The organism is Pedobacter sp. (assembly GCF_035317785.1).
Taxonomy (GTDB): Bacteria; Bacteroidota; Bacteroidia; order Sphingobacteriales; family Sphingobacteriaceae; genus Pedobacter.
In genome coordinates, this window is sequence record NZ_DATHGC010000378.1 from 12,285 (window position 1) to 36,695 (window position 24,411).

General features: G+C 42.0%; 21 protein-coding genes. 15 read left to right on the forward strand and 6 right to left on the reverse strand.

Going from position 1 to position 24,411, the window contains the following annotated elements; genetic code table 11:
* Nucleotide 1 precedes the first annotated feature (1 nt).
* The 3 genes from plsY to VK541_RS23540 are packed head-to-tail and all read right to left on the reverse strand — an operon-like array spanning nucleotide 2 to nucleotide 1,924.
* Nucleotides 2–649, reverse strand: coding sequence for a glycerol-3-phosphate 1-O-acyltransferase PlsY (plsY, locus tag VK541_RS23530; protein ID WP_324373035.1), 648 nt, complete (start codon nucleotides 647–649; stop codon nucleotides 2–4).
* A gap of 3 nt (nucleotides 650–652) precedes the next feature.
* Complete coding sequence (nadC, locus tag VK541_RS23535) at nucleotides 653–1,495, reverse strand: carboxylating nicotinate-nucleotide diphosphorylase (RefSeq protein WP_324373036.1); 843 nt, start codon at nucleotides 1,493–1,495, stop codon at nucleotides 653–655.
* Nucleotides 1,496–1,531: 36 nt separating this feature from the next.
* Nucleotides 1,532–1,924 carry a DUF4783 domain-containing protein gene (locus tag VK541_RS23540; RefSeq protein WP_324373037.1) on the reverse strand — a complete coding sequence of 131 codons (393 nt, stop codon included), beginning with the start codon at nucleotides 1,922–1,924 and terminating at the stop codon, nucleotides 1,532–1,534.
* Nucleotides 1,925–2,067: 143 nt separating this feature from the next.
* Here VK541_RS23540 and gpmI point away from each other — a divergent pair, with 143 nt between their 5' ends.
* Nucleotides 2,068–3,588: a 2,3-bisphosphoglycerate-independent phosphoglycerate mutase gene (gene gpmI, locus VK541_RS23545; RefSeq protein WP_324373038.1), complete on the forward strand. Its 1,521-nt coding sequence runs from the start codon at nucleotides 2,068–2,070 to the stop codon at nucleotides 3,586–3,588.
* Nucleotides 3,588–4,121 (forward strand): hypothetical protein, encoded by a 534-nt coding sequence (locus tag VK541_RS23550; RefSeq protein ID WP_324373039.1) that lies wholly within the window; start codon nucleotides 3,588–3,590, stop codon nucleotides 4,119–4,121. Before gpmI ends, VK541_RS23550 begins: the two co-directional genes overlap by 1 nt.
* Here the strand turns inward: VK541_RS23550 and VK541_RS23555 are convergent, their stop codons facing one another.
* Nucleotides 4,122–4,745, reverse strand: a complete 624-nt coding sequence (locus VK541_RS23555; RefSeq protein WP_324373040.1) for a tetratricopeptide repeat protein — start codon at nucleotides 4,743–4,745, stop codon at nucleotides 4,122–4,124. It lies immediately after the preceding gene.
* Nucleotides 4,746–5,050: 305 nt separating this feature from the next.
* Here VK541_RS23555 and lon point away from each other — a divergent pair, with 305 nt between their 5' ends.
* Genes lon through VK541_RS23570 form a run of 3 tightly spaced genes read left to right on the forward strand, consistent with a single transcriptional unit; the run spans nucleotide 5,051 to nucleotide 9,114 of the window.
* Nucleotides 5,051–7,522, forward strand: a complete 2,472-nt coding sequence (gene lon, locus VK541_RS23560; protein ID WP_324373041.1) for an endopeptidase La — start codon at nucleotides 5,051–5,053, stop codon at nucleotides 7,520–7,522.
* 56 nt (nucleotides 7,523–7,578) lie between these two features.
* Nucleotides 7,579–8,100, forward strand: a complete 522-nt coding sequence (locus VK541_RS23565; RefSeq protein ID WP_324373043.1) for a hypothetical protein — start codon at nucleotides 7,579–7,581, stop codon at nucleotides 8,098–8,100.
* 57 nt (nucleotides 8,101–8,157) lie between these two features.
* Complete coding sequence (locus tag VK541_RS23570; protein WP_324373044.1) at nucleotides 8,158–9,114, forward strand: lipid A deacylase LpxR family protein; 957 nt, start codon at nucleotides 8,158–8,160, stop codon at nucleotides 9,112–9,114.
* A 20-nt stretch (nucleotides 9,115–9,134) separates the two neighbouring features.
* Here VK541_RS23570 and arfB read toward each other — a convergent pair whose 3' ends face one another.
* Nucleotides 9,135–9,545 (reverse strand): alternative ribosome rescue aminoacyl-tRNA hydrolase ArfB, encoded by a 411-nt coding sequence (gene arfB, locus VK541_RS23575; protein WP_324373046.1) that lies wholly within the window; start codon nucleotides 9,543–9,545, stop codon nucleotides 9,135–9,137.
* 87 nt (nucleotides 9,546–9,632) lie between these two features.
* Here arfB and cmk point away from each other — a divergent pair, with 87 nt between their 5' ends.
* From cmk to VK541_RS23615, 8 genes are all read left to right on the forward strand, one after another.
* Nucleotides 9,633–10,313 (forward strand): (d)CMP kinase, encoded by a 681-nt coding sequence (gene cmk / locus VK541_RS23580; RefSeq protein ID WP_324373047.1) that lies wholly within the window; start codon nucleotides 9,633–9,635, stop codon nucleotides 10,311–10,313.
* Between the two features lie 158 nt (nucleotides 10,314–10,471).
* A complete protein-coding gene (locus VK541_RS23585; protein ID WP_324373048.1) occupies nucleotides 10,472–11,059 on the forward strand; it encodes a TetR/AcrR family transcriptional regulator in 588 nt (195 codons plus the stop codon).
* A 104-nt stretch (nucleotides 11,060–11,163) separates the two neighbouring features.
* The gene (locus VK541_RS23590) at nucleotides 11,164–12,324 is read left to right on the forward strand and encodes an efflux RND transporter periplasmic adaptor subunit (protein WP_324373049.1); all 1,161 of its coding nucleotides are present in this window, start codon (nucleotides 11,164–11,166) and stop codon (nucleotides 12,322–12,324) included.
* A 44-nt stretch (nucleotides 12,325–12,368) separates the two neighbouring features.
* Entirely contained in the window at nucleotides 12,369–15,545 is a 3,177-nt protein-coding gene (locus VK541_RS23595) for an efflux RND transporter permease subunit (protein WP_324373050.1), read from the forward strand.
* Nucleotides 15,478–16,965 carry an efflux transporter outer membrane subunit gene (locus VK541_RS23600; protein WP_324373051.1) on the forward strand — a complete coding sequence of 496 codons (1,488 nt, stop codon included), beginning with the start codon at nucleotides 15,478–15,480 and terminating at the stop codon, nucleotides 16,963–16,965. The genes VK541_RS23595 and VK541_RS23600 overlap by 68 nt, the downstream gene beginning before the upstream one ends.
* Nucleotides 16,966–17,142: 177 nt before the next feature.
* Nucleotides 17,143–17,820: a response regulator transcription factor gene (locus VK541_RS23605; RefSeq protein WP_324373053.1), complete on the forward strand. Its 678-nt coding sequence runs from the start codon at nucleotides 17,143–17,145 to the stop codon at nucleotides 17,818–17,820.
* Nucleotides 17,821–19,158: a HAMP domain-containing sensor histidine kinase gene (locus VK541_RS23610; RefSeq protein WP_324373054.1), complete on the forward strand. Its 1,338-nt coding sequence runs from the start codon at nucleotides 17,821–17,823 to the stop codon at nucleotides 19,156–19,158.
* A 76-nt stretch (nucleotides 19,159–19,234) separates the two neighbouring features.
* Entirely contained in the window at nucleotides 19,235–19,426 is a 192-nt protein-coding gene (locus VK541_RS23615; protein ID WP_324373055.1) for a hypothetical protein, read from the forward strand.
* Nucleotides 19,427–19,469: 43 nt separating this feature from the next.
* Here VK541_RS23615 and VK541_RS23620 read toward each other — a convergent pair whose 3' ends face one another.
* Nucleotides 19,470–20,510, reverse strand: coding sequence for a LacI family DNA-binding transcriptional regulator (locus tag VK541_RS23620; protein ID WP_324373057.1), 1,041 nt, complete (start codon nucleotides 20,508–20,510; stop codon nucleotides 19,470–19,472).
* A gap of 200 nt (nucleotides 20,511–20,710) precedes the next feature.
* On the opposite strand from VK541_RS23620, the gene VK541_RS23625 reads away from it, so the two are divergent.
* Nucleotides 20,711–23,167 (forward strand): TonB-dependent receptor, encoded by a 2,457-nt coding sequence (locus tag VK541_RS23625; RefSeq protein ID WP_324373058.1) that lies wholly within the window; start codon nucleotides 20,711–20,713, stop codon nucleotides 23,165–23,167.
* A gap of 12 nt (nucleotides 23,168–23,179) precedes the next feature.
* The gene (locus VK541_RS23630) at nucleotides 23,180–24,313 is read left to right on the forward strand and encodes a PepSY-associated TM helix domain-containing protein (RefSeq protein ID WP_324373059.1); all 1,134 of its coding nucleotides are present in this window, start codon (nucleotides 23,180–23,182) and stop codon (nucleotides 24,311–24,313) included.
* The last annotated feature ends 98 nt before the right edge of the window (nucleotides 24,314–24,411 follow it).

Below are 24,411 nucleotides of genomic sequence, written 5' to 3' on the forward strand. Positions count from 1 at the left end.
TTTAACTTGTCTTTTTTCTAAATAAATACACTTTAGATTCTTTGCCTTTTAAAAGACGCTCAAGGTTTTTCTGATGGGTAATTAAGATCAGGATACATACGCACATGCCGTACAGCACTTCAGATTTTATAGAAACCTGAAACAGGAACACCACACTTAGCGGGAAAGTAAACCCTGCACATATTGAGCTTAGTGAAACATATTTTGTTAAAAGTAATACCACCACGAAAACCAGAACGCAAAGCATAGATGCTTCGAAGTTAACTGCCAAAATCATTCCAAAAAGCGTAGCGACACCCTTACCCCCCCTGAAACCGGCGAAAATTGGAAATAAATGTCCCATAACGGCTGTTACGCCCAAAGCAAGTTCGTAGTTTACAAATTGTGCGGAATGCTGCGGACCCGTAACCGAAAGACCTATAAAATAGGCAAGTTTGGTAGCGGTGTATCCTTTCGCAATATCTATGGTCATTACTGCAATACCCGCCTTCTTGCCCAATACCCTGAAAGTATTGGTGGCACCGGCATTACCACTGCCGTATTCCCTGACATCTACCCCATAAAAAGCCTGGCCCAGCCATACAGCCGTAGGTATTGACCCAAACAGGTACGCTAAAATAACTGCGGATATAGAATAGATGGAAATCATCTCCTAAAATGCTTTTAAACTCATATCTAAACTTTTTACAGAGTGGGTAATGGCACCTATAGAAATATAATCTACTCCGCATTTGGCATATTCCGTAACATTCTCCTCAGTAATCCCTCCTGATGCTTCTGTGATGTATTTGCCTGCTATGCGACTTACGGCTTCCTTCAGGTCTTCATAATTAAAGTTATCAAGCATGATCCGGTCAACATTTCCATATTGCAAGACCTCATCAAGCTCCGGAAGGTTCCTCACTTCTATTTCTATCTGAAGCGTTTTATTTTTATCTCTGAGGTATTGATTTGATGCTTTAATGGCATTGGTAATGCCCCCCGCATAATCAACGTGGTTGTCTTTGATCAGGATCATATCATACAGACCTATGCGGTGGTTTACCCCTCCGCCAATGCGAACCGCCCATTTTTCAATATACCTGAGGCCGGGTGTAGTTTTCCGGGTATCTAGTAATTTGGTTTTGTAAGGGGCTAATGACTGAACGATACTATTGGTTTTGGTAGCGATCCCGCTCATCCGCTGCATGCAGTTTAGCACCAGCCTTTCTGCAAGCAGGATAGCATGAACGCTTCCGGAAACTGTTAACGCAATATCTCCATATTTAACTTTGGATCCGTCATTGATGAAGATCTCTAATTTCAACGAGGGATCGATATGAGCAAAGATCTGCTCCGCAAGTTCAACTCCGGCTATTATGCCGGGTTCTTTGATGAGCAGTTTGGCTTTGCCCTGAGCAGAAGCTGGTATGGTAGAAAGAGAGGTCTGATCGCCGTCACCCTGGTCTTCGGCGATTGCATTTGTTATAAAACTATCTATAATCTGCTTATCCAAAACTTTAATTTAAACCCAAAAATAGCATTTTTAGAACTATTTCTCAGTCTCAATTCTCAATTCTGTTATAAAAAAAGTACTTCCAGTCTTTTTCATGGTAATGGAGACCCTGAAAGTCCCGTTTTTTGTGGCCAGTGAAAGCGCACCATATCTATAGTTAGGATTGGTATTTAAGCGGTGAATAACGGCTGATTTTACCGGAGGATATTTTGAAAAAAAACTTCTCAAAATTTGTTCGGCCTGTGCTTTTGAGTACACATCTTCTTCATCTATTATAATTAAATCTACAGATGGAGAAAAGCTGGCAGCAATTTCCTTAGAATTTCCGGTTTTAAAATGTGCCGATAAACCATCAATAACATCCCCCTGGAAAGCAATAGAAGAGGACATATTGACGAAAAGTACAATTAAAGAAAGTAAGGGCTTCATAATCTCTACATAGCTAACAGTTGTACAAGCACATAAATTATGCCATTAATAGATCACAAAAAACAAATTGGTTCAAAAAAAAGCACCAATAGGCTTATATTTGTCCAGTCAGTTTGACCTTTTTTAAATCAAAGCAACAGCGAATGAACAACAAGAAATTAGCACTAATTATCCTGGACGGATGGGGATATGGGAGAAAAGACAATTCTGATGCGGCATACGCCGCAAATACCCCATTTTTTGATTCTTTATTGCAAAAATATCCGAATTCTAAATTAGAAGCTTCCGGAGAAGCAGTGGGCTTGCCTGCAGGACAGATGGGAAATTCTGAAGTCGGCCACATGAATTTAGGTGCAGGCCGTGTGGTGTATCAGGAGCTTGGAAGGATAAATAAGGCGATAAGTGACCATACCCTTCATGAAAATCCTGTTCTTTTGGATGCTTTTAATTATGCGAAGCGCAACAATAAGTCTGTTCACTTCATAGGTCTCTTGTCTGATGGGGGTGTTCATGCCCATATCAATCACCTGAAAGCGCTTTGTGATGCTGCAGATGAACAAGGATTGACGAAGACATTTGTCCATGCATTTCTGGACGGCAGAGATACAGATCCCAATTCAGGAATTAAATTTATTGGAGAGCTGCAGCAGCATTTGCAAACATCAGCGGTGAAACTGGCAAGTCTGATAGGCCGGTATTATGCGATGGACAGGGACAATAGATGGGAAAGGGTGAAACTTGCCTACGACCTGCTGACCAAAGGTACCGGACAGCCCACACATGACCCGATCGCAGCGATTGCTCAATCTTATAAGGATGGGATAACGGATGAGTTCATTAAGCCCCTTGCCATTACCGGTCCGGACGGGTCTGCGCTGGCAACCATTCAGCCGGATGATGTTGTGATCTGTTTCAATTACAGGACAGACAGGGGAAGAGAGATTACTTCGGCGCTTAGTCAGGCTGATTATCCTGATTTTGACATGCACAAACTGAACCTTCACTATGTGACCATGACCACTTATGACGAAAGCTTTGAAGGGGTGAATGTGATCTTTACCAAAGATGATCTGTCACAGACACTTGGTGAGGTGCTTGAAAATAATCATAAGAACCAGATCAGAATTGCGGAGACTGAAAAGTATCCGCATGTTACTTTCTTCTTCTCCGGGGGAAGGGAACAGGAGTTTAAAAACGAAAAAAGAATCCTGATCCCCTCTCCTAAAGTTGCTACCTACGATCTGCAGCCTGAAATGAGCGCGGCCGGCATTACGGAAGCCATTTCGAAAGAACTGGACAGCAGGTGGGCAGATTTTATATGCCTGAATTTCGCGAACCCGGATATGGTTGGTCACACCGGTGTATTTGATGCGGTTGTAAAGGCCGTCGAAACTGCGGATCGCTGCGCTGAAGAGGTAGTAAAGAAAGGACTTGAAAATGGTTACTCTTTTATCATCCTTGCCGATCACGGTAATTCGGAGTATATGGTAAACGCAGACGGCTCCGTAAATACAGCTCATACAACCAATCTTGTGCCTTGTATTCTGATTGACAACGATTATAAGACTATTGCAGATGGCAAACTGGGAGACATTGCGCCTACCATCTTACAAATAATGGATATCCGGAAGCCAGAGATCATGACTGGAAACAGCTTAGTTTAATGAAATACAACACCCTGTTAGCTGGCAGCATTCTTTTGTTTTTACTCGGTTGCAATGCAGGAACTGATGAACGGCAAAAGAATGCCTCCCCATATTTTGACCTTAAAGGCTATTTTGAAAAAGAGGCAAACAGGCTGACTAAGGCCAGTCCCGCCGTTAGGAAAACGGTAGGTATTAATGGTTTCAGTGAAACAAAAACCTTGAAAATAGCGGATTGGAAAAGAGAGCTCTCCTCCATTTCCAATGCTGACATCAACAAGGCATCCTGGAGGGGGGCGTTCAGGATCATCCGGTCTGAAAACAAAGTGATGTACAGGTCTGATGACAGGAAAGTACCGGTTAAAGAACTTTGTATATTTTACAGAGACACCATAGCTTCCGGATTCCTGGTGCTCATCAGAAATAGCAATGCGCTTTATACATCGACAGATAGCCTGATTTATTATCCGGACAGCTTATACCGGATTAAAAAAAATCAGCAGATAAAATTGTTATCCGAAAAAAATTATGAGATCACTATAAAGTTCAGGTAGTTATTTCAAACTCTTGATTTGAGCCTTTACATATTCTATCAATGAAATAATGTCTTTGCGCTGCGGCTGAACCAAAAGGATCTTATTAAAATCAGCAACAGAATTATTAAATAAACCTATACACGCGGTTTTTTCGGCCGACTTTTTAATTTTGTAGGATTTATAGATCGCATAATCTTTAAACGCCAGCCCTCTGTTTTGCAATAATTGAGGGTCTTCTTCTCCGTTGATCTCAATGGCTTTTGTAAAATCCTTAATCGCTGAAAGGTAAAAATTTTCACGAAGCTGGCTTAATGATTCCTTAGGATCATTGGCGACATTCAGCCTCGCTTTTCCGCGGTAATAATAAGCAGAATAATCTGATGGTTTTAAAGTGATGAATTTGCTGTATGTTGAAATCGAGTTTTCATAGTCCCCGCACTGGTAATAGGAATAGCCCAGCATTTTTAACACATTGGCGTTGTTAGGGTCTTTTGTATCTGCCTTTTCCAGTTGTGTCACTGCCCCCTTAAAATCCCCCTTTACCAAAGCCTGCATGCCCAATTTATCATATGTGTTTTGCGCAAGGCCACGGTTGGCAGAAATAACTAACAATATGATTATCGTTTGTTTGAAATAGTTCATTAACTTTTATTTAAAAAAATAAATATATTTAGTTTACTCAATCCCTTAACAAATGTAATAAACTATTTTAATAAAGGCATGTGCAGGTCAACTATCGTACCACTTAATAAATATGCTTATTAACGCTGAATGAATAAAAATATGATGAACTGCCGGATTATTATTTTGCAGCCTGACTTTTTAACATAGATAAACACATATTCTGCTTTTGGCATAGGAGTTGAAAATATGCATATTCAATACAATTATTAATTTCATGAACGACATGCTGTCAGATTGTCGTTTAAATTTAGATGAGCTAATTAATGAGTAAACAAGATCAATTCGATTTTAGCAATGCACTTCCTATTATAAATGAAGATACTGAGTTCTTTCCGCTAATGTCCCAGCAGGACGAAGATGATATGAACAATGAAGAAACGCCCGAAATACTGCCAATACTGCCACTCAGAAATACAGTTCTTTTTCCAGGTGTAGTTATCCCGATAACAGTCGGCAGAGATAAATCTATAAAGCTGATCAAGGAGGCCTATAAGGGAGACCGAATAATCGGGGTGGTTTCACAGCGTGATGTAACTATTGAAGATCCTTCGTTTGAACAGTTAAACAATGTGGGAACCGTAGCACACATTATAAAAATGCTGCAAATGCCGGACGGAAACACTACTGTGATCATCCAGGGAAAACAGCGTTTCCGTTTGGTGGAAGAAGTACAGTCAGAACCTTATATCAAGGTGACCATCAGCAAGTTCAACGAAACAAAGCACAAAGCGGACAAAGAGTTCAAAACACTAGTGGCTTCTATCAAGGAAATGTCCTCGCAGATCATACAATTGTCTCCCAATATCCCCAGCGAAGCAGGTATTGCACTCAAAAACATTGAAAGCACATCTTTCCTGATCAATTTCATTTCTTCCAATATGAACGCGGATGTGGCGGACAAGCAAAAAATGCTTGAAATGACAAATCTGCGTGAGCGTGCAGCAATGGTAATGGAACTGCTTACGCTTGAACTGCAAATGCTCGAGCTCAAAAACCAGATACAGTCTAAAGTGCGCACGGATCTGGATAAACAGCAAAGGGATTATTTCCTGAACCAGCAATTGAAAACCATCCAGGAAGAGCTGGGTGGTAATTCCTCTGACCTGGAATACGAAACTTTGCAGATCCGTGCCAGGAAGAAAAAATGGTCTGCCCCCGTTGAAAAGCATTTCAGTAAAGAATTAGAAAAATTAGGCAGAATGAACCCTGCTGCGCCTGATTATTCAGTTCAGATCAATTATCTTGAATTGTTACTGGATCTTCCCTGGAATGACTTTACAAAAGACAATTTTGACCTGAAACGCGCACAGCGCATTCTGGACAAAGACCATTTCGGCCTGGATAAAGTCAAAAAACGCATCATAGAATATCTTGCCGTTTTAAAATTAAAACGCAATATGAAGGCCCCTATCATTTGTCTGGTAGGTCCTCCGGGTGTCGGCAAAACTTCCCTTGGAAAATCAATAGCGAAAGCACTGAACCGCAAGTATGTCCGTATGGCACTGGGTGGTATCCGTGATGAGGCAGAGATCCGCGGACATAGAAAGACTTATATCGGCGCCATGCCTGGCCGAATCATTCAGTCTATAAAAAAGGCAGGCGCCGCTAATCCTGTATTTGTATTGGATGAGATTGACAAGGTCGGAACAGATTTCAGGGGCGATCCTTCATCTGCTCTCCTTGAGGTATTGGATCCTGAACAAAATAGTGCATTTAACGATCATTATGTTGAAACTGACTATGACCTTTCCAATGTGTTGTTTATCGCTACTGCCAATTCTCTGAGTTCCATACAGCCGGCTTTACTCGACCGTATGGAAATCATTGAGGTCAACGGTTATACAATTGAAGAGAAGATTGAAATTGCAAAAAAATACTTGCTGCCTAAACAAAGAGAGCAACATGGGATCAAAACAAAAGACATCACGGTAAAAAATGCCCTGATTGAAAAAGTAATAGAAGACTACACCAGGGAATCGGGCGTAAGGGGGCTTGAAAAAAAGATAGGCTCTTTAGTCAGAGGCGTGGCCACCAAAATAGCTATGGAGGTTCCTTATGAGCCAAATCTAACCGCCGATGATGTGGAGGCCATTCTTGGGGCACCCTTGTACGACAAGGACCTTTACGAAGGCAATGAAGTAGCTGGTGTAGTGACGGGCCTTGCCTGGACATCTGTTGGCGGTGATATTCTGTTTATCGAAGCGAGTTTAAGCCCTGGTAAAGGAAAACTGACCCTGACAGGTAATTTGGGTGAGGTGATGAAAGAATCAGCAATTATAGCTTTAGCTTACCTGAGGGCACATGCGAATCTGTTCAACATAGACTTTGCGTTATTTGACCAGTGGGATGTCCATGTACACGTTCCAGCAGGAGCAACACCCAAAGATGGTCCTTCGGCAGGTATAACAATGCTTACAGCGCTGACTTCTGCTTTTACCCAGCGGAAGGTAAAGTCCAATCTGGCCATGACGGGAGAGATTACACTTAGAGGGAAAGTACTTCCTGTAGGCGGGATCAAAGAAAAAATACTGGCCGCAAAACGTGCAAATATTAAAGACATCATATTGTGCAAATCAAACCGTAAGGATATACTGGAGATCAAAGAAAGTTATATTAAGGACCTGAACTTCCATTATGTAACGGAGATGGATGAGGTAATCAATTTGGCGCTGACAAAAGACAAAGTAAAAAACCCGCAAAACATTGTGGTTAAAACCGCAGTGATTGCAAACTAGTTAATTTTTACCTAATATTGGGATAACCAAATATTTCAAAACCAACAAACTCACACATGAAGAAGATCACAGTATTATTAGGGATTCTTTTTGCAGCAGTTAGTCTGCAGAATGCTTCGGCGCAGGATATTATTGCCGTACAGAATAATGGCGCACCCTCAGTGAAGCGCGCACAAAACATTTTTGTGGAACTCGGAGGGCAGGGCCTTACTTTCACCGCAAACTATGATTCCCGTTTCACCAACCGGAAAGATGGACTGGGGGGAAGGGCAGGTATTGGATATTTCGCGTTGGATGGCGATAAAATTACCACTATTCCCCTGTCATTAAACTATCTTCTGGGAAAGGGCAATAAATTTTTTGAACTCGGGCTGGGGGCAACTTATATCAGTACAAGTGGCAACAGTGAAGTTCTTTTCAATGAAAATGAAAGTAATGTGATAGGTACCATGAGCTTTTTTTACCGGGTACAGCCTGAAGATGGCGGTTTTTCTTTCCGTGCAGGCTTGAGCCCGGTCTTTAGTAAAGACTTTTTCCTGCCCTATTATGGCGGTATCAGTTTCGGCTACTCATTTTAAATTCTGAAAATATGTTATCGAACTCCGGCAAACCGCCGGAGTTTTTTTAATCAACAAATGAACCATAAACTTCTCCTTGCTTTCGTCTTTTTCTTCTTCTTGTCAGGAGGTACTATTTTCGCACAGACCTTCAACAATGAATTTGGCTTTAAAAGTGACAATGACTCCTATTTGGCACAGGGCTCAGACAGATACTACACCAATGGACTTTTTATCAACTTCAGGCATGCTACTGATCAGCAAAAGCTGAAGCAGGGACTGGAAAAAAAAATATGGGAGATTTCTGCAGGTCAGAAGATGTATAACCCAATATCAGGCTATGCGCCAAACCCCGATAATCAGGACAGGCCATTTGCTGGCTATCTTTATGCCGGAGCTGCCTTAAGCTGGTTTCACAGCGATGAGCATATCTTAAAAACCAGCATCGAATTAGGAACAACCGGACCAAATTCTCTTGCTGAAGATGGTCAGGAACTACTGCACGACGTGGTAGGATTCTACGAACTCGGAGGCTGGGATTATCAGATAAAAAATGAACTTTCAATAAATCTTTCCGCCCAATATACCCGGTTACTTCACCGGGCTTCCGACCAGGCTACGGATTTTTCTTTTGAAGGCTATGTCAACGCGGGCACTACATTTAGCGGTGCCGGGGCAGGAGTACTATTCAGAGCTGGCAGGATCAATCAATTGTTCAATTCGGGTTATACAAACGCCGTTATCGGAAACAACGCAAAAACGAGAGCGCTCGTAAAACGTGAACTCTTCTTTTACGCCAAACCACAGCTTAATTTTGCAGCCTACGACGCGACAATACAGGGAAGTATGTTTAATGATGACAGCCCGGTTACTTTTGACGTTAAACCCGTAGTATTTGCACAGCAGTTTGGTGTCAATTACAGCTCACAGCGCTTTACATTTGATTTTGGAATGATCTTCAAGACAAAAGAGATCAAAAGTCCTGCAAGAGCACACCAATACGGATCGATCAGCATGTTCTACCGGTTTAATTAATTTGTACTGCAGTTTAAAATCTAATCAAGCTGCGGACGCTTACGCAATTCTTTTTTGGAACCAACGGACTGCTTATCAGCAAGTCTTTTTCTGATCACCGCTTTGGGGATTTTGGTAGGCTTTCTCTTTTTTTGAATATGAAGTGCGGATTTCAGCAGGGCAATCAGCTTTACGAGTGTTCTCTCTTTGTTCATCAGCTGACTCCGGTCTTCCTGCGAAACGATATGCAGGCATCCCTCAAGATCAAGCCTGTTTGCCAGTCTCTCCTTTAAGAGCACCCGCTCCTCTTCTGTAAAAAACGGTGTAAGGTTCAGGTCCAGGATCAATTCTACTTTACTGGAAACCTTATTTACATTTTGTCCTCCCTTCCCTCCGCTTCTCGAAGTTTTGAAAGTAACAACCTTAATGAGCTCTTCTTTTGACGGTAACATGCTGCAAAAATAACAATTCAAGTTCAGTGTAGTGCAATATGAAAAATAAACAGAAGCCAATTGTCTAAAATACTAACTTTGCTTTATATGAGAAAAAACCTGGTTGTAGCAATAGATGGGTATTCATCTTGTGGGAAAAGCACTTTAGCTAAAGCTCTGGCTAAAAAACTTGGGTTTATTTATATTGACAGTGGTGCCATGTACAGGGCCATTACCTTATATTTCCTTAGAAATCATATCGATGTAAACGACGCCCAGTCGGTAAAAGATGCACTTGATCATATCGAACTGAATTTTCACTCCAGGGATTACGAATCACATATCACTTTAAACGGAGAGGAGGTTTCTGAAGAGATCCGTCAAATGCCCGTATCCGAAAATGTAAGTGAGGTTTCTGCCAATAAACAAGTGCGTCACGAAATGGTAAAGCAGCAGCAGCGCATGGGGAAATCCAAAAATATAGTCATGGATGGCCGGGACATCGGCACTACTGTATTTGAAGACGCCCAGGTAAAGTTTTTCATGACTGCCGACCCAAAGATCAGAGCCGAGCGCCGCTTTAAAGAATTGCAAAGCAAAGGAGATGACGTGACCACCCTTGAAGAAGTATTTGAAAACATCGCTCACAGGGATTATGCGGATACGACGAGGCTCGAAAGCCCGCTGGTGCGCGCAGAGGACGCTATAATACTCGACAATACTGACCTGACACCCGCCGAACAGCTGGAATTTGCCTTGCGGCACGTTCACAGACACATGCCGGTATAGTAAATTATTATTCTTTTTCTTAAAGTCAAGTGTTTTTTTAAAGGTTTTTGCAAATGTTTAGTTACAAAAGCCCACATGCAGTTAAACATTACAATCCTATGTTTTAATTGAAATGCGGGATTAATACTTTTGTTTAACAATTTTGTCAAATCCAGCAAATGACCACAAGAGATACCGGCACGGAGCAATTAATTAAAGATACGGCGAAACGCATCTTTTTCTCTGAAGGGAAATTGCATGCCACCACCCAGGATATCGCAGACGCGGCCGGCGTTAACAGAACATTATTAAACTACTATTTCAGAACAAGAGATGTTCTTTTCGAACAGGTAGCAACAGAAGCAAGGACAGAAATGTCTGCGGTAATGGATTCTGTTTTTTCTGCTGAATTAAAGTTTAAAGAAAAAATTCATCAGCTGATTACTGTTTTTATGGATCAGGCTATGAAATACCCTTACCGCGAGATGTATGTAGTAACTGAATTAAATCGGGGTGACAAGGCAATTCCGGAAGAAAAGAAGACCAGATTAAAGGCCTTCCTGAAAGAAATAAGTGCAGAAATGGAAAAAGGGGAAATCAAAAAAATGGATCCGCGTCAGTTTTGCATGAATTTGTTCGCCCTGATGGCCTACCCACTAATAACCAATTGCTTAAATAAATCGTTATACAATATCGGCGATGCCGAATATTTGAAATTAATGAAAGAACGGAAGCAACTTATTTTTGAAATGATATATCAATGCTAACAGCCGAAGCAACAATGTATATCGCTCTTGACAGCTTCACAACCGATAAAAAACAATTATATATACTGATGAAAATGAAACTCAAAAGCAACTCCAACATAAAGATGAAAACAGCAATTCGACTATCAATTATATTATTTTCGGGAATAGTCCTTGCCTCTTGCAGCGGTAAAGATGAAAAAGCCGCTCAGGCGGCAGCGGGACAGCCGCAGCCTTATCCGGTTTTTGCGGTGACTACACAAGAGACGACTTTAGATTCGGATTATCCGGCAACAATAGAGGGTATTCAGAATATTGATATCAGACCTAAAGTTGATGGTTTTGTAGAACGTATTTATGTTGACGAAGGGGCGGTTGTCAGAAAGGGGCAACCTTTGTTTTCCATTAACGCACCACAATATGAGCAAGCGGTAAGAACTGCCGCTGCCGCCATTAGCAGTGCCGAAGCTGATGTAAATGCTGCCCAGCTACAGGTAAACAAGACCAAACCTCTTGTTGAAAAAGACATCATCAGTAAATATGAACTGGAAGCTGCCCAGCTTACGCTGCAGAGTAAAAGAGCTATGCTATCACAAGCAAGGGCATCTTTGGCAAATGCAAAAATAAACTTAGGTTATACCAATATTACCAGTCCTGTTGACGGGGTTGTAGGCAGCATACCTTATAAAACTGGCAGCTTGGTGAGCAGCAGTAGTGCACAGCCCCTGACAACTGTTTCTAATACTGCAAAAGTTTACGCTTATTTCTCATTAAATGAAAAACAGCTTTTAGATTTTTCTAATGTTTACAACGGAAAGAATTTAGCCGAGCAGATGAGAAATATTCCACCTGTAAGTCTGGTATTGGCCGATGGAAGCAGTTATGCACAAAATGGCAGAATAGAATCCATTAACGGACAAATTAACACAAGCACTGGATCTGCAAGCTTAAGGGCAACTTTTCCAAATCCAGTTTCAGTATTAAAAAGTGGGGCAAGTGCATCTGTCCGTATCCCCCAGCACGTTAAGAATGTCATCTTAATCCCTCAAAAATCTACAACAGATTTACAAGGAAAGAAATTCGTATACATCCTTGGAGATTCTGCTAAGGTAATGAACACGCCGATCGAAGTAATGGAAATTACAAAAGGCAAGTTCTATGTGGTTACCAAAGGACTTAAAGCAGGAGATAAAATTGTTTTAGAAGGCTTCCAGTCCTTAAAAGACGGAACCAAAATTAAACCGGAAGACAAAAATACTGATTCAGTTTACGCTGAAATTAAATAATAAAATCACCGTAAACCTTAAATCATAATTGTAAATCAAACCTTATGTTTAAAAAATTTATAGATAGACCTGTATTGTCAACTGTGATATCAATTATCATAGTGATACTCGGTATACTTGGTCTGATAACATTACCGGTATCGCAATATCCTGAAATTGCTCCGCCAACGGTACAGGTTTCTACGTCATATCAGGGTGCAAATGCTGATGTGGTAATGAGTAGTGTAGTTATACCGCTCGAAGAACAAATTAACGGGGTAGAAGACATGACTTACATGACTTCCAGTGCAAGTAATGATGGGTCTGCCACAATAACAGTAAACTTCAAGTTAGGAACCAATCCGGATTTAGCTGCGGTAAATGTCCAAAACAGGGTTGCAAGAGCAACCAGTTTATTACCTGCCGAGGTGACACGTTCTGGTGTTGTTACGGCTAAAAGACAAGCAAGTAACGTTTTAATCTTTGTGATCCACAGCGACAACCCGAACTATGATCAGAAATTTTTGCAGAATTACGCGAATATTAACATCATTCCTCAAATCAAAAGAATTACGGGCGTGGGTGATGCGAGTTCATTTGGACAAATGGATTACAGCATGCGCATCTGGCTTAAGCCAGATGTCATGGCCACGTATGGTTTAATTCCTGCCGATGTAAATACCGCGTTGGCAGAGCAAAATGTCGAAGCCGCACCTGGGCAGCTTGGTGAACAAGGCGATCAGTCTTTTCAATACACGCTAAAGTACACTGGAAGATTAAAAAGCGAAGCCGAGTTTAGCAATATCATTATCAAAGCTGATGCAAATGGCCAGGTTTTACGTTTAAAAGATGTTGCGCGTATAGAGTTAGGCGCTTTAAGTTATGCAAGCACATCAAAATACAATGGGAATGCTTCTATCGGTATTGCGATTAATCAAACAGCTGGTTCAAATGCAAAAGAAGTCATCGAAAACTCGATTAAAACATTAGAAGAAGCTTCTAAATCTTTCCCAAAAGGCATTCATTATACTTCGCTGGTAAATGTTAATGATTTCCTGGACGCTTCTATCGAAAAGGTAATCCATACTTTAATCGAGGCTTTTATTTTGGTTTTCCTTGTGGTGTTTATCTTTCTTCAGGATTTCCGCTCTACTTTAATTCCGGCAATCTCTGTTCCGGTGGCCATTGTGGGTACATTTTTCTTTTTAAGTTTATTTGGTTTTACAATCAACCTGTTAACACTGTTTGCTCTGGTATTGGCCATTGGGATCGTGGTAGATGATGCGATTGTAGTTGTGGAGGCGGTACATGCCAAATTAGACCAGGGTTACAAATCTGCTAAGAAAGCAACGGTAGATGCAATGGAGGACATTACCGGGGCAATTATTTCGATCACATTGGTAATGGCTGCGGTATTTATTCCGGTAAGTTTTATTCAGGGCTCTTCTGGTGTATTTTACAAACAGTTCGGCTTAACATTGGCCATTGCGATTATCTTATCGGCAATCAATGCTTTAACGTTAAGTCCAGCCTTGTGTGCCTTGTTTCTAAAACCGCATGAAGACGATCACAATAAGCCTAAGAATTTTTTACAGCGCTTCTATATAGGTTTCAATACTTCATTTGATTTGATGACAAACCGCTATAAAAGGTCAGTTGGCTTTTTGTCGCATAGAAAATGGATTGCTGGTTTAGGTATTGTCATATTTACCGTTGTTTTGATCTGGACGATGAATACAACGCCAAAAGGTTTCGTACCTAATGAAGATCTGGGTGTAATCATGTCTGATATTTCATTGCCAGCTTCGACTTCTCAGGAAGAAACAAATAAAATTATCACTCAAATTGATAAAATTGTAAGAGACGTACCTGAAGTGCAAAGTGCTTTAAGGATCGTGGGAAGGAGTATGATCAGTGGTTCAGGGAGTTCTTACGGTATGGTAATTTCCCGTTTAAAGCCATGGAACGAGCGTGAACGTGATGTAAAAGCAATTATCGGTGAATTGTTTGCTAAAACCGCTGGCATTAAAGGCGCTAAGATTATTTTCTTTGCACCACCTACTATTCAGGGTTTTGGTACAAGTGGCGGGTTCGAATTCCAGCTACAGGATAAAACCGGCGGCGATATTAACAAGTTTAATGAGGTAGGAAATTCATTTCTGGCAGCATTGGCTAAACGTCCTGAAATTCAGTATGCGTCAACCTCTTTTAACCCTAATTTCCCTCAATTTCAAATTGAGGTTAACGTGGCAAAAATTAAACAGGCTGGTTTAACAGTAACAGATGTACTGAGTGTATTACAAGGCTATTTTGGTGGTGTTTATGCCTCTAACTTTAATAAATTTGGAAAGCAGTTCCGGGTAATGTACCAGGCTGATGCCAAGTACCGTGCTAACCAGCAGAGTCTGAACAGCATCTATGTACGTACCTCAGCTGGTGTTATGGCGCCTGTTAGCGAGTTTATTAACTTAGAAAAGGTATATGGCCCGCAAGCTATTTCACGTTTCAACTTATATACGTCAATTGCTGTAACTGGCAATCCCAAACCGGGTTTTAGTTCTGGTGATGCTTTAAAAGCTGTACAAGAAGAAGCCGCTATACATTTACCAGCAGGTTATGGATATGAATTCTCCGGTTTGTCCCGTGAGGAAATGGCCGGGGGTAACCAAACCATCTTCATCTTCTTATTGTGTGTAGTTTTCGTCTATTTCTTATTGGCGGCACAGTATGAAAGCTATATTTTGCCGCTGGCCGTTCTAATTTCTTTGCCTATTGGCTTGGCGGGTGTATTTATTTTCGACAAGATCTTTGTAGTAGACAATAATATCTATACTCAGATCACACTGATCATGCTCGTGGGCTTACTTGCTAAAAACGCAATTTTAATTGTGGAATTCGCCGTAGACAGACGCAGAAAAGGGATGAGCATTGTTAATGCCGCAATTGAAGGTGCAACTGCGCGTTTGCGCCCTATCCTGATGACATCCTTCGCGTTCATTTTAGGTTTATTACCACTAATGCTTTCTACCGGTGTTGGTGCGGCGGGCAATAAATCAATCGGCACGGGGGCAGTTGGAGGAATGTTAATCGGCACAATCTTCGGTATTTTTGTAATTCCTGCATTATTTATCATCTTCCAGACTTTGCAGGAAAAAGTAAGTAATAAGTCTCCTTTTGAAGAAGGAATTGTCAAGGAACAGGCTGAACTGGCATTTCCGGAACCTGATGCCCGCGAACATTAATTTATCGAAAAACATGAATTCTATCCATAAAAAGTCATATGTCATCATTGGTTTCTGCATACTTGCTTTAACCGCGTGTGTTACTAAGAAATACGAACGGCCGGCACTGAACAGCAATGGCCTGTACCGCGACAATGCCGGTACAGACACGACTACCATTGCCGATCTGCCATGGAAAACCTTATTTGCAGATCAAACCCTGCAAACATTAATCCAGCAAGGCCTCAATGAAAATCTGGACCTGAAACAGGCCATAGAAAGGATTAAAATTGCTGAGGCTGCCCTGCAGCAAAGTAAAGCTGCCTTTTTACCTAGTCTTTCAGGTGATCTTTCTGTCACTGATGCCAAGCAGTCTAAAGCTGCGTTAAATTTTCCTCCGGGCGTAAACATCAATACAGAGACCCAAACTTATAGAGCACAGCTCAGCACCAGCTGGGAGGCAGACATATGGGGTAAACTGAGCAGCAGCAAGCGTGCTGCATATGCATCACTACTTCAAACAGATGCTGCAAAAACCGCTGTTCAAACACAGCTGATTGCTAATATCGCCAATATTTACTACAACCTGCTGGCATTGGATAAGCAGCTGGCCATCACCGAGCAGACCGTTAGTATCAGGGAGAAAGATGTAGAAACGATGAAGTCACTGAAAGAGGGTGCCGTAGTAAACGGAGCAGCGGTAGTGCAAAGTGAGGCCAATCTGTATGCTGCCCAGGTCACTATTCCTGATCTTAAAAGAAGCATCAGAGAAGGTGAAAATGCACTGAGCATCCTGCTCGGAAAGGGTCCCGGAAGTATTGAAAGGTCTAACCTTGACACTCAGACCCCATACAGCAGTTTACAAACAGGTGTATCTGCCCAGCTTCTGCAAAACAGGCCTGATGTACAAGCCGCTGAATTTGCTTTCCGTGCAGCATTTGAAAACAAGAACGTAGCTAAAACATACTTTTATCCCGCCCTTACACTGACGGCAAATGGTGGCTTGTCCAGCCTGGATGTCAAAAACTTTTTCGACAATTCAATATTTTATAACCTCATCGGCGGACTTACCCAGCCTATTTTCAACAAGGGTCAGAACAAGGCCAGGCTAAGAACTGCAGAGGCACAGCAGCAGCAGGCATTTTACAGCTTCCAGCAAACATTATTAATTGGTGGACAGGAAGTTTCCAATGCTTTATTTGCCTATCAGACCGCAGCTGAAAAAGAGGCCACCAGGGCAAAACAGATCGCCGCTCTGACCAAGGCCGTTGATTTCACCAAAGAATTACTGCGTTACAGTTCTGCAACAAACTATACTGATGTACTGACCTCAGAGCAAAGTCTTTTAGCTGCCCAACTCAGCAGCATCAATGACCGGCTGCAAAAGCTGCAGGCTATTGTGAATTTATATAGGGCGCTTGGGGGAGGAAGTAAAAATTAATGTGTTTTTCGGACTCGAAATCTTTTGAAGGAAAAGATTTCACATGTCCTCAAAACACATTAATTTTTTTGGAAGTTATGGAAGGAGCAGATAGGAACGGGACAATTGTGAAGGATGTAAATGTATAGGGTACAAATATGAATGGCGCAATGTTTAAAAAATTGTTAATTTGATCTGATGAACATCCTGATCGTTGAAGACGAAAAGATCCTCGCTCTGGAAATGGCTGAATTCCTCGGAAAAGAAGGATACACCATAGAACATGCCTGGAAAAAGTCTTCAGCAGCCGAAAAGATCTTTGTCAATACCTACGATTTTATATTGCTGGACCTGAGCTTGCCGGGTGGTGACGGACTAAACCTTTTAAACCAATTGAGGGGCACCAAAGGCAGAGAAGATTCTGTAATTATATTGACAGCCCGTGGTGAAGTGGACGACCGCATTAAAGGATTAGAGGCGGGAGCCGACGATTACCTGGCTAAGCCGTTTTCTCTTTCAGAACTTCTGGCAAGGATGCACGCGATCATCAGGCGCAAACATAAACTGGAAAAGAATGAGATCAGCATTCATAAATTTATCCTTGATATCAAAAACCACTTGCTCTGCTTTAATGGGGAAAGGCTAAACCTGACCAACAAGGAGTTTGAAATATTTAATTATCTGGTACTGAATAAAAACAGGGTGATATCAAGAGTAAACCTGACTGAGCATGTATGGGGCGATATTCTGGAAATCAACTCGGACTCCAATTTTGTGGATGTACATGTGAAAAATCTCCGCAAAAAGCTGTCGGCCCATGCGCCGATCGACTGGTTTGAGACTGTCAGAAGTATTGGTTACCGAATTAACTTGTAGATGATGGCATTTCAGCGGTCAGGCATGAGGTTACAGTTTAAGCTTGCGCTTTACAATACCCTTACCAAAATTGCCATCATCGCATTCCTGGGGGTGCTGATCCTGATATCCATCAACCGCATTTCCATACATCACATTCAGCAGCGCCTGCTCCAAAAGAAAAGCAAACTCATCGCCAATCTTTCTACTGCGGAGGTCAATGACCTGCTTACACAGCAGCGGACTTTTACCGATTATAACCTGCTCAAGGAAGAATACATTATCCTGAAAGAGATTAAGAACCGGCGGACGCCACCGGGACAATATTTTAGCCAGTCCGTCAGAAACATAGAGGGACAGGAGGAGGAGTATCAAATCCTCACAGCAGACTTCATCTATAAAGGTAAAAGGTACAGGCTCGAACTCGGAGAGACCACATCAACCATAGCCCAGCTGGAACATACCATCTCTGTATTCACATTTTGCGTATTATTTGCGGGAATCACGCTCACACTGATCAGTGATCTGGCATTTACCCGGTACCTGCTTGCGCCCTTTTACAAGATAATAGATCAAAAGCTGAATAAAGTAGATGACCCCATCAGCTTCAATTACCAGGCGGTGAAGACAAGTACGGAAGATTTTCGCATTCTTGATCAGAGCATTAGTATCCTGATGAAAAGGATCACCGATCTGTTTCTCACTGAAAAGGAATTTATAGCCAATGTATCACATGAACTCCTCACTCCCATTTCTGTATTGAACAGCCGGCTGGAAAACCTGCTGAATGATGAACAGCTGTCCGCAGCCGGTGAGAACAAGATTGTCTCCTGTCTGAAAACACTTAACCGGCTAAAATCAATCATCAACAGTCTCCTGCTCATCTCCAAAGTAGAAAACAACCAGTATGTCAAATCGGATAACATATCTGTAAAGGAAGCTATAAATGAGGTATATGAAGAACTTGAGCACCGGTTATTGATGATGAACCTGAAAGTGGACATTACACTGAGGGATGATTTCAATTTTACAGGAAACCGCTCACTGGTCCATATACTGTTGTCGAACATCCTGAGTAATGCGATAAAGTATAATGTGCAATCGGGTACGATAAAAATTTACGGCGGGTATCAAAAAGAAAATTACTTCTTGTCTATTGAAGATACCGGCCGGGGAATGGATGAGGAAGAAGTTAAAAGTGCATTTACCCGGTTTGAAAAATTGAGGTCCGACAGAGAAGACAGTTATGGTCTTGGCCTGGCAATTGTAAAAAGCATTGCGGCTTTTCATCATATAAAGATCAGTATAACCTCCCGGAAAAACAAAGGGACGCTGGTACATTTGGATCTGGAAAATTAACGTCTTTTATCTTCATTAAATCTTCATGTTTGATGAGCAACTTTGACTCAACAAATAACACTAAATAACTTTAGACATGAAAAGAACAATTTTAGCATTGACATTAGTTGCGGCAACTTTCGGTGCATTTGCGCAAACTCCTGTAACTACTCAAAAACCGGCAGTTCACAAATCCAGAACTCATAAAAAAACTGAGGTGAAAAAAGCAGATAAAGTAACTTCTCCGAAAACGGATGCTGCTGCCCCAAAAACTGACAAAAAGAAATAAGGCAAATAAATAGGTTTTAGGATTTGTCTAAACCGTCTGTATGCTAGCAGGCGGTTTTTTTTATGCTTGTTTTTTTTGCTGTAGACTGTCTCAACGTCATTGCGGTCGGCAAGACAATCTGGCTATATTCATGAGCCACTTTCGGGTTGTTTAACCGCTGCATTAAAATCGTCATGATATTTTCCGCAATATCTTCCAGCGGCTGAGCTATCGCTGTGATGGTGGGCAAAACAAATTCAAGCAATTCAAAGTCATCAAAAGAAAGCACGGCAAGGTCATCCGGAATGTTCAGCTCCAGATGTCTTATGGCACGAAGGCCATCCATACAAAGATAATTTGCTGAAAAGATAACCGCATCCAGTTGCTTTTGTTCTGTCAGATAATCTATGATCGCGGGAAGTCCGGTGGCAGCGTTTATATAATTGATTTTTAATATACTTGGGATCAATCCAGCCCGGGTTATGGCATCTTCATAGCCTTTTAACCGGTCCAGCATCTGCTGTTCTATGGTGTCTATAGTCACAAAACCTATATTTTGATAACCGTTATCCACTAAATGACAAGTAGCTTTATAAGTGCTCTCCTCATTATTGATCACTACATAATCGGTATTCAGCTCCCTAAAATACCTGTCAAACAGCACTACCGGCTTACGGCTTTCTGTCAATGCCTCCACTTCCGTTTCCAGACCTTCCGGCAATGCGATGATATATCCATCGACATGTCTGTCCTGAAAGATCTGCAGGAGTTCTATGGCCTTCTTTCTATTGCCGCGTGTACTGCTGTAGATGATCTTATATCCATTTTTTGCTGCTTTTTCATCAATAAATCTGGCCAGATTGGAAAAAAATGGCCTGGAGATGTCATCCACCAAAAACCCGATGATATTGGTCTTGCCTGTCCTGAAGCTTCTGGCCAGTGCATCTGGCTTATAACCAAGCTCTTCTACCAGCTTCAATACCCGTTGGGTTAGCTCCTCACTAATTCTTTTTTCTTTGGCTTTGCCATTTACAACAAACGAGACTGTACTTATTGAAATTCCCAGGTGTTTTGCAATATCTTTAATTGAGACCTTTTTCTCCATCAAACCATGATCAATTGATGTTGCAATATAGGAAATCGATCTTAAACATTTCTCCCGACTCCAATAACAAGAGCTTGTTAATGGGATTGATACAATCAGAGGCCTTTATCTGGATTAAGTCTAATTTATTTTGTTTATAAAAATTTTCATGCTTTCTTTGCACTAAATTAGAATTAGTCCAGATAATACAAGCCCATAAAATGATTAAATTCAGACCATTTAATTTAACAGTGCTCTTCATCCTTTTATCATTGAATCTTTTTGCTCAGCGAGCAGTCTACCAGGTAAGCGGAAAAGTGATAACCCGGGACGGTAATCCGGCATCAGGTATCAGCATTATCCTAAAAGGCAGCGGACAAGCTACCATGACCGCTGAAGACGGTGAGTTTACATTTAAAGAGGTGAAGACCGGGAGTTACGTGCTGATCGCTTCTGCAATCGGACTTAAAAAACAAGATCAGGCGGTTCGGGTCACCAGTTCCGATGTCTCTGGTATTCACCTTACCCTTGATGAAAGTTCTTCTCAGCTGGACGAAATTGTCATTTCCAGTACCAAAGCCAACCGGTTTAATAAGAAACAGAGTGAGTTTGTTGCCAAAACACCGCTTAACAAACTTGAAAATCCTCAGGTATATACTACCGTTAGTAAAGAACTGCTTACAGATCAGTTGATCTTTAATGTTGATGAGGCAGTAAGGAACGTACCCGGTATGCAAAAGATGTGGGAGGCCACCGGTCGCGGCGGTGATGGCGGCAGCTATTACAACACCCGCGGATTCATTGTGCAAAGTAATTTAAGAAATGGTATTGCCGGTATTGTGACCAGTGAGATCGATGCGGTAAACCTGGAAAAACTGGAAGTGATCAAAGGCCCCTCAGCTACTCTTTTTGGCAGTGCCTTAACCTCTTACGGTGGCCTGATCAACCGCGTAACTAAAAAACCTTATGAAACTTTTGGCGGAGAAGTCGCCTTTTCAGGTGGCAATAATGATTTCCAGAGAATACACCTAGACTTAAATCAGCCTGTTAATGATCAGTTGCTGTTTCGTGTCAACGCTGCCTATAACAATGAAGGTACTTTTCAGGACATCGGCTTCACTAAAAACAGTATCTTTGCTCCGAGCCTGACTTATAATGCTTCCGACAGACTTACAATAAACCTTGATGCTGAAGTATTTTACGGTACGAATACCGGCAAACAGGCTTTTTTCTTCTATTTTCCTGCTGCCGATCTTGGTGTGAGGAGTGCAGATGAGCTTCCTGTCGATTATAAAAAATCTTACCTTGGCGATGAATTGTTTCAGCGTTCAAGAAGTTCAAACTTTTTTGCACAGGTCAACTATAAGATCTCTGAAGCTTTTACTTCATCAACCAATTTTACCTCATCCAACAGTTTTTCTGATGGCTTCTCACCTTATTTTTATCTGATACCTGACGGAGTGATCAGCGGCAACCCGGCTGACAATGGCAAAAGCAATTACATGGCGCGCGCAGATCAATCTACCGGCAACAGCAAGAACAACGTCCTCGAATTCCAGCAAAACTTCAATGGGGATTTCAAGATCGGAGGACTGAGAAACCGGATGGTACTTGGGCTTGATTTTATCCGGGCCGATGCCAAACAGAATTTTTATGGAAGCAATTGGGATATCGTTCCGCTGAATGTTCCCGGGTTTGATTACAGCGGTTTCAACGGCGCCAATATGTCTGAAAAATATGCGACTTCAGCACCTGATTTTACTTACCCTATCGTAAACATTACCAATACGTATAGCGCATACCTCTCCGACGTCATCAACATTACAGACAGGTTCAGCATTCTGGCTGCTGTGCGTGCAGACAGGTTTGAAAGCAAAGGTGGAAAAACTGGCGGAGCAGACGACGCCGTTTATAACCAAAATGCCTTTTCACCTAAGTTTGGTGCAGTATATCAACCTATTAAAGACGTGATCTCTATTTTTGCCAATTATCAGAACAGTTTTACGAATCCTGGTGCATATAGCAAATATGATCCTTCATCAGCATCAAAGATCACCACAATAATCGCTGAACTTGAACAAGCCAATCAAATTGAGGGCGGAGTAAAGCTGGACGCATTTAAAGGTAAACTAAGTGCCACTATAAGCTATTACGACATTAAGGTAAAAGACATGCTGAGAAGTGATGTAAGTCTTCCCGCTGCCGGATTATTTGCTTCTGTGCAGGATGGAGCTCAACTCAGCAAAGGAATAGAAGTAGAGCTCATTGCCAATCCTTTCAGCGGGCTGAATATCGTTGGGGGCTTCAGTTACAATGACTCCAAAATGGAAACTGAAGATTCTGATGTCAACGGCCGCAGGCCAGGATACGCCTCTTCCCCTACTCTGGCAAATCTGTTCTTCAGTTATCGTCTTCCGGACAACGCCATTAAAGGGCTGGGTTTTGGTTTTGGCGGAAATTACGCAAGCGACAATAAGGTTGTGAACAGCGTAAGCAGCGGCATTTTCATACTGCCCGCTTACACCTTGCTGAATGCGTCCTTATTTTATGAAAACAGCAACCTCAGGCTTGGAGCTAAAATAGACAACCTGACCAACGAAAAATATTGGATTGGATATGGAACCGCAAACCCTCAGAAACTGAGAAGCTTTGCGGGAAGTATCGCTTATAAATTTTAAAAAGTATACCTGGTGATCAATAAAAAATACAGATCTAAATACTGGATCGGACAAATACATTTATGGCTCGGATTGACATCCGGGCTATTTGTGTGTTTTTTAGGAATAACAGGCTGCATCCTTGCTTTTGAACGCGAAATCGAAGACGCAACACAGCCTTATCGTTTTGTTAACTCAGAAAACAGACCTTACATTGAGCCATCCAGGTTGAAAGCCATAGCCGACCGCAAAGTACCCGGGAAACACGCGCATAGTGTGGGCTATGAGAAAGGCAAAGCAACAACGGTAGTATATTATGCTGAGGTGCCGGCATATTACTGGATCGTGTTTATTAACCCTTATACCGGAGAGGTATTGAAAGTGAAGGACATGGATCAGGATTTCTTCCGTTTCATCATCGACGGACATTACTACTTATGGCTTCCGCCTGCAATCGGCCAGCCTGTTTTAGGCACCGCTACTCTGATGTTTGCTTTCCTGCTCTGTTCAGGCCTGATCCTCTGGTGGCCCAAGAATGCGGCGGCCAGCAAAAAAAGGTTTAGTGTAAAATGGAGTGCCAAATGGAAGCGGCTGAATTATGACCTGCACAATGTTTTCGGGTTTTACATGACCTGGATATTGATCTTTATTGCTTTTTCCGGGCTCGTTATGGGCTTTCAGTGGTTTGCCAGATCCGCTTACTGGGTGACAGCAGGCGGAAAATCTATGGTTCAGTTTGAAGAAAGCTTTTCTGACAGTACACTGGTGGGCAGTGTAGCCGGCCGCAAACCAGCAATAGATATTCTCCTGGCCAAAACCATGAAGGAAAATCCCAATTACCCCGGCAGCATAGAGGTGCATGTGCCAGACGGACCAAAGGCCGCCATTGAGGTGGCACTGAATCCTGATACCGAAACCTACTGGAAAGCCGATTACCTTTGGTACGATCAGTATACGCTCCGTGAACTGGAGGTAAAACACAGTTACGGCCGGTTTGCAAAGACGAGTTTTGCTGACAAAATGATGCGGGCCAATTATGATATCCATATCGGTGCCATTGCGGGTCTTCCGGGGAAAATAATGGCATTCTGTGCCAGTCTGGTTGCCGCCAGCCTGCCAATTACCGGTTTTCTGATCTGGAGAGGCCGGCACAGGAAGAAAAAATAAAGCCCTATTTTACAATACTTGCTTATACCCTGCCTGTGTCTTACCTCACATACTGCTTTATTATAACACGTTTTCAACAAGGTAGTAACAGGGTGATA

What these genes read in the sequence shown, in the direction of transcription:
- arfB (WP_324373046.1), bottom strand. Translation starts at nt 9,545, where the DNA reads ATGTTACCGTCAAAAGAAGAGCTCATTAAGGTTGTTACTTTCAAAACT.
- VK541_RS23595 (WP_324373050.1), top strand. Translation starts at nt 12,369, where the DNA reads ATGTTTAAAAAATTTATAGATAGACCTGTATTGTCAACTGTGATATCA.
- VK541_RS23540 (WP_324373037.1), bottom strand. Translation starts at nt 1,924, where the DNA reads ATGAAGCCCTTACTTTCTTTAATTGTACTTTTCGTCAATATGTCCTCT.
- VK541_RS23590 (WP_324373049.1), top strand. Translation starts at nt 11,164, where the DNA reads ATGAAAACAGCAATTCGACTATCAATTATATTATTTTCGGGAATAGTC.
- VK541_RS23550 (WP_324373039.1), top strand. Translation starts at nt 3,588, where the DNA reads ATGAAATACAACACCCTGTTAGCTGGCAGCATTCTTTTGTTTTTACTC.
- VK541_RS23605 (WP_324373053.1), top strand. Translation starts at nt 17,143, where the DNA reads ATGAACATCCTGATCGTTGAAGACGAAAAGATCCTCGCTCTGGAAATG.
- VK541_RS23620 (WP_324373057.1), bottom strand. Translation starts at nt 20,510, where the DNA reads ATGGAGAAAAAGGTCTCAATTAAAGATATTGCAAAACACCTGGGAATT.
- VK541_RS23570 (WP_324373044.1), top strand. Translation starts at nt 8,158, where the DNA reads ATGAACCATAAACTTCTCCTTGCTTTCGTCTTTTTCTTCTTCTTGTCA.
- cmk (WP_324373047.1), top strand. Translation starts at nt 9,633, where the DNA reads ATGAGAAAAAACCTGGTTGTAGCAATAGATGGGTATTCATCTTGTGGG.
- plsY (WP_324373035.1), bottom strand. Translation starts at nt 649, where the DNA reads ATGATTTCCATCTATTCTATATCCGCAGTTATTTTAGCGTACCTGTTT.
- VK541_RS23615 (WP_324373055.1), top strand. Translation starts at nt 19,235, where the DNA reads ATGAAAAGAACAATTTTAGCATTGACATTAGTTGCGGCAACTTTCGGT.
- lon (WP_324373041.1), top strand. Translation starts at nt 5,051, where the DNA reads ATGAGTAAACAAGATCAATTCGATTTTAGCAATGCACTTCCTATTATA.
- VK541_RS23625 (WP_324373058.1), top strand. Translation starts at nt 20,711, where the DNA reads ATGATTAAATTCAGACCATTTAATTTAACAGTGCTCTTCATCCTTTTA.
- VK541_RS23585 (WP_324373048.1), top strand. Translation starts at nt 10,472, where the DNA reads ATGACCACAAGAGATACCGGCACGGAGCAATTAATTAAAGATACGGCG.
- VK541_RS23565 (WP_324373043.1), top strand. Translation starts at nt 7,579, where the DNA reads ATGAAGAAGATCACAGTATTATTAGGGATTCTTTTTGCAGCAGTTAGT.
- VK541_RS23610 (WP_324373054.1), top strand. Translation starts at nt 17,821, where the DNA reads ATGATGGCATTTCAGCGGTCAGGCATGAGGTTACAGTTTAAGCTTGCG.
- VK541_RS23555 (WP_324373040.1), bottom strand. Translation starts at nt 4,745, where the DNA reads ATGAACTATTTCAAACAAACGATAATCATATTGTTAGTTATTTCTGCC.
- gpmI (WP_324373038.1), top strand. Translation starts at nt 2,068, where the DNA reads ATGAACAACAAGAAATTAGCACTAATTATCCTGGACGGATGGGGATAT.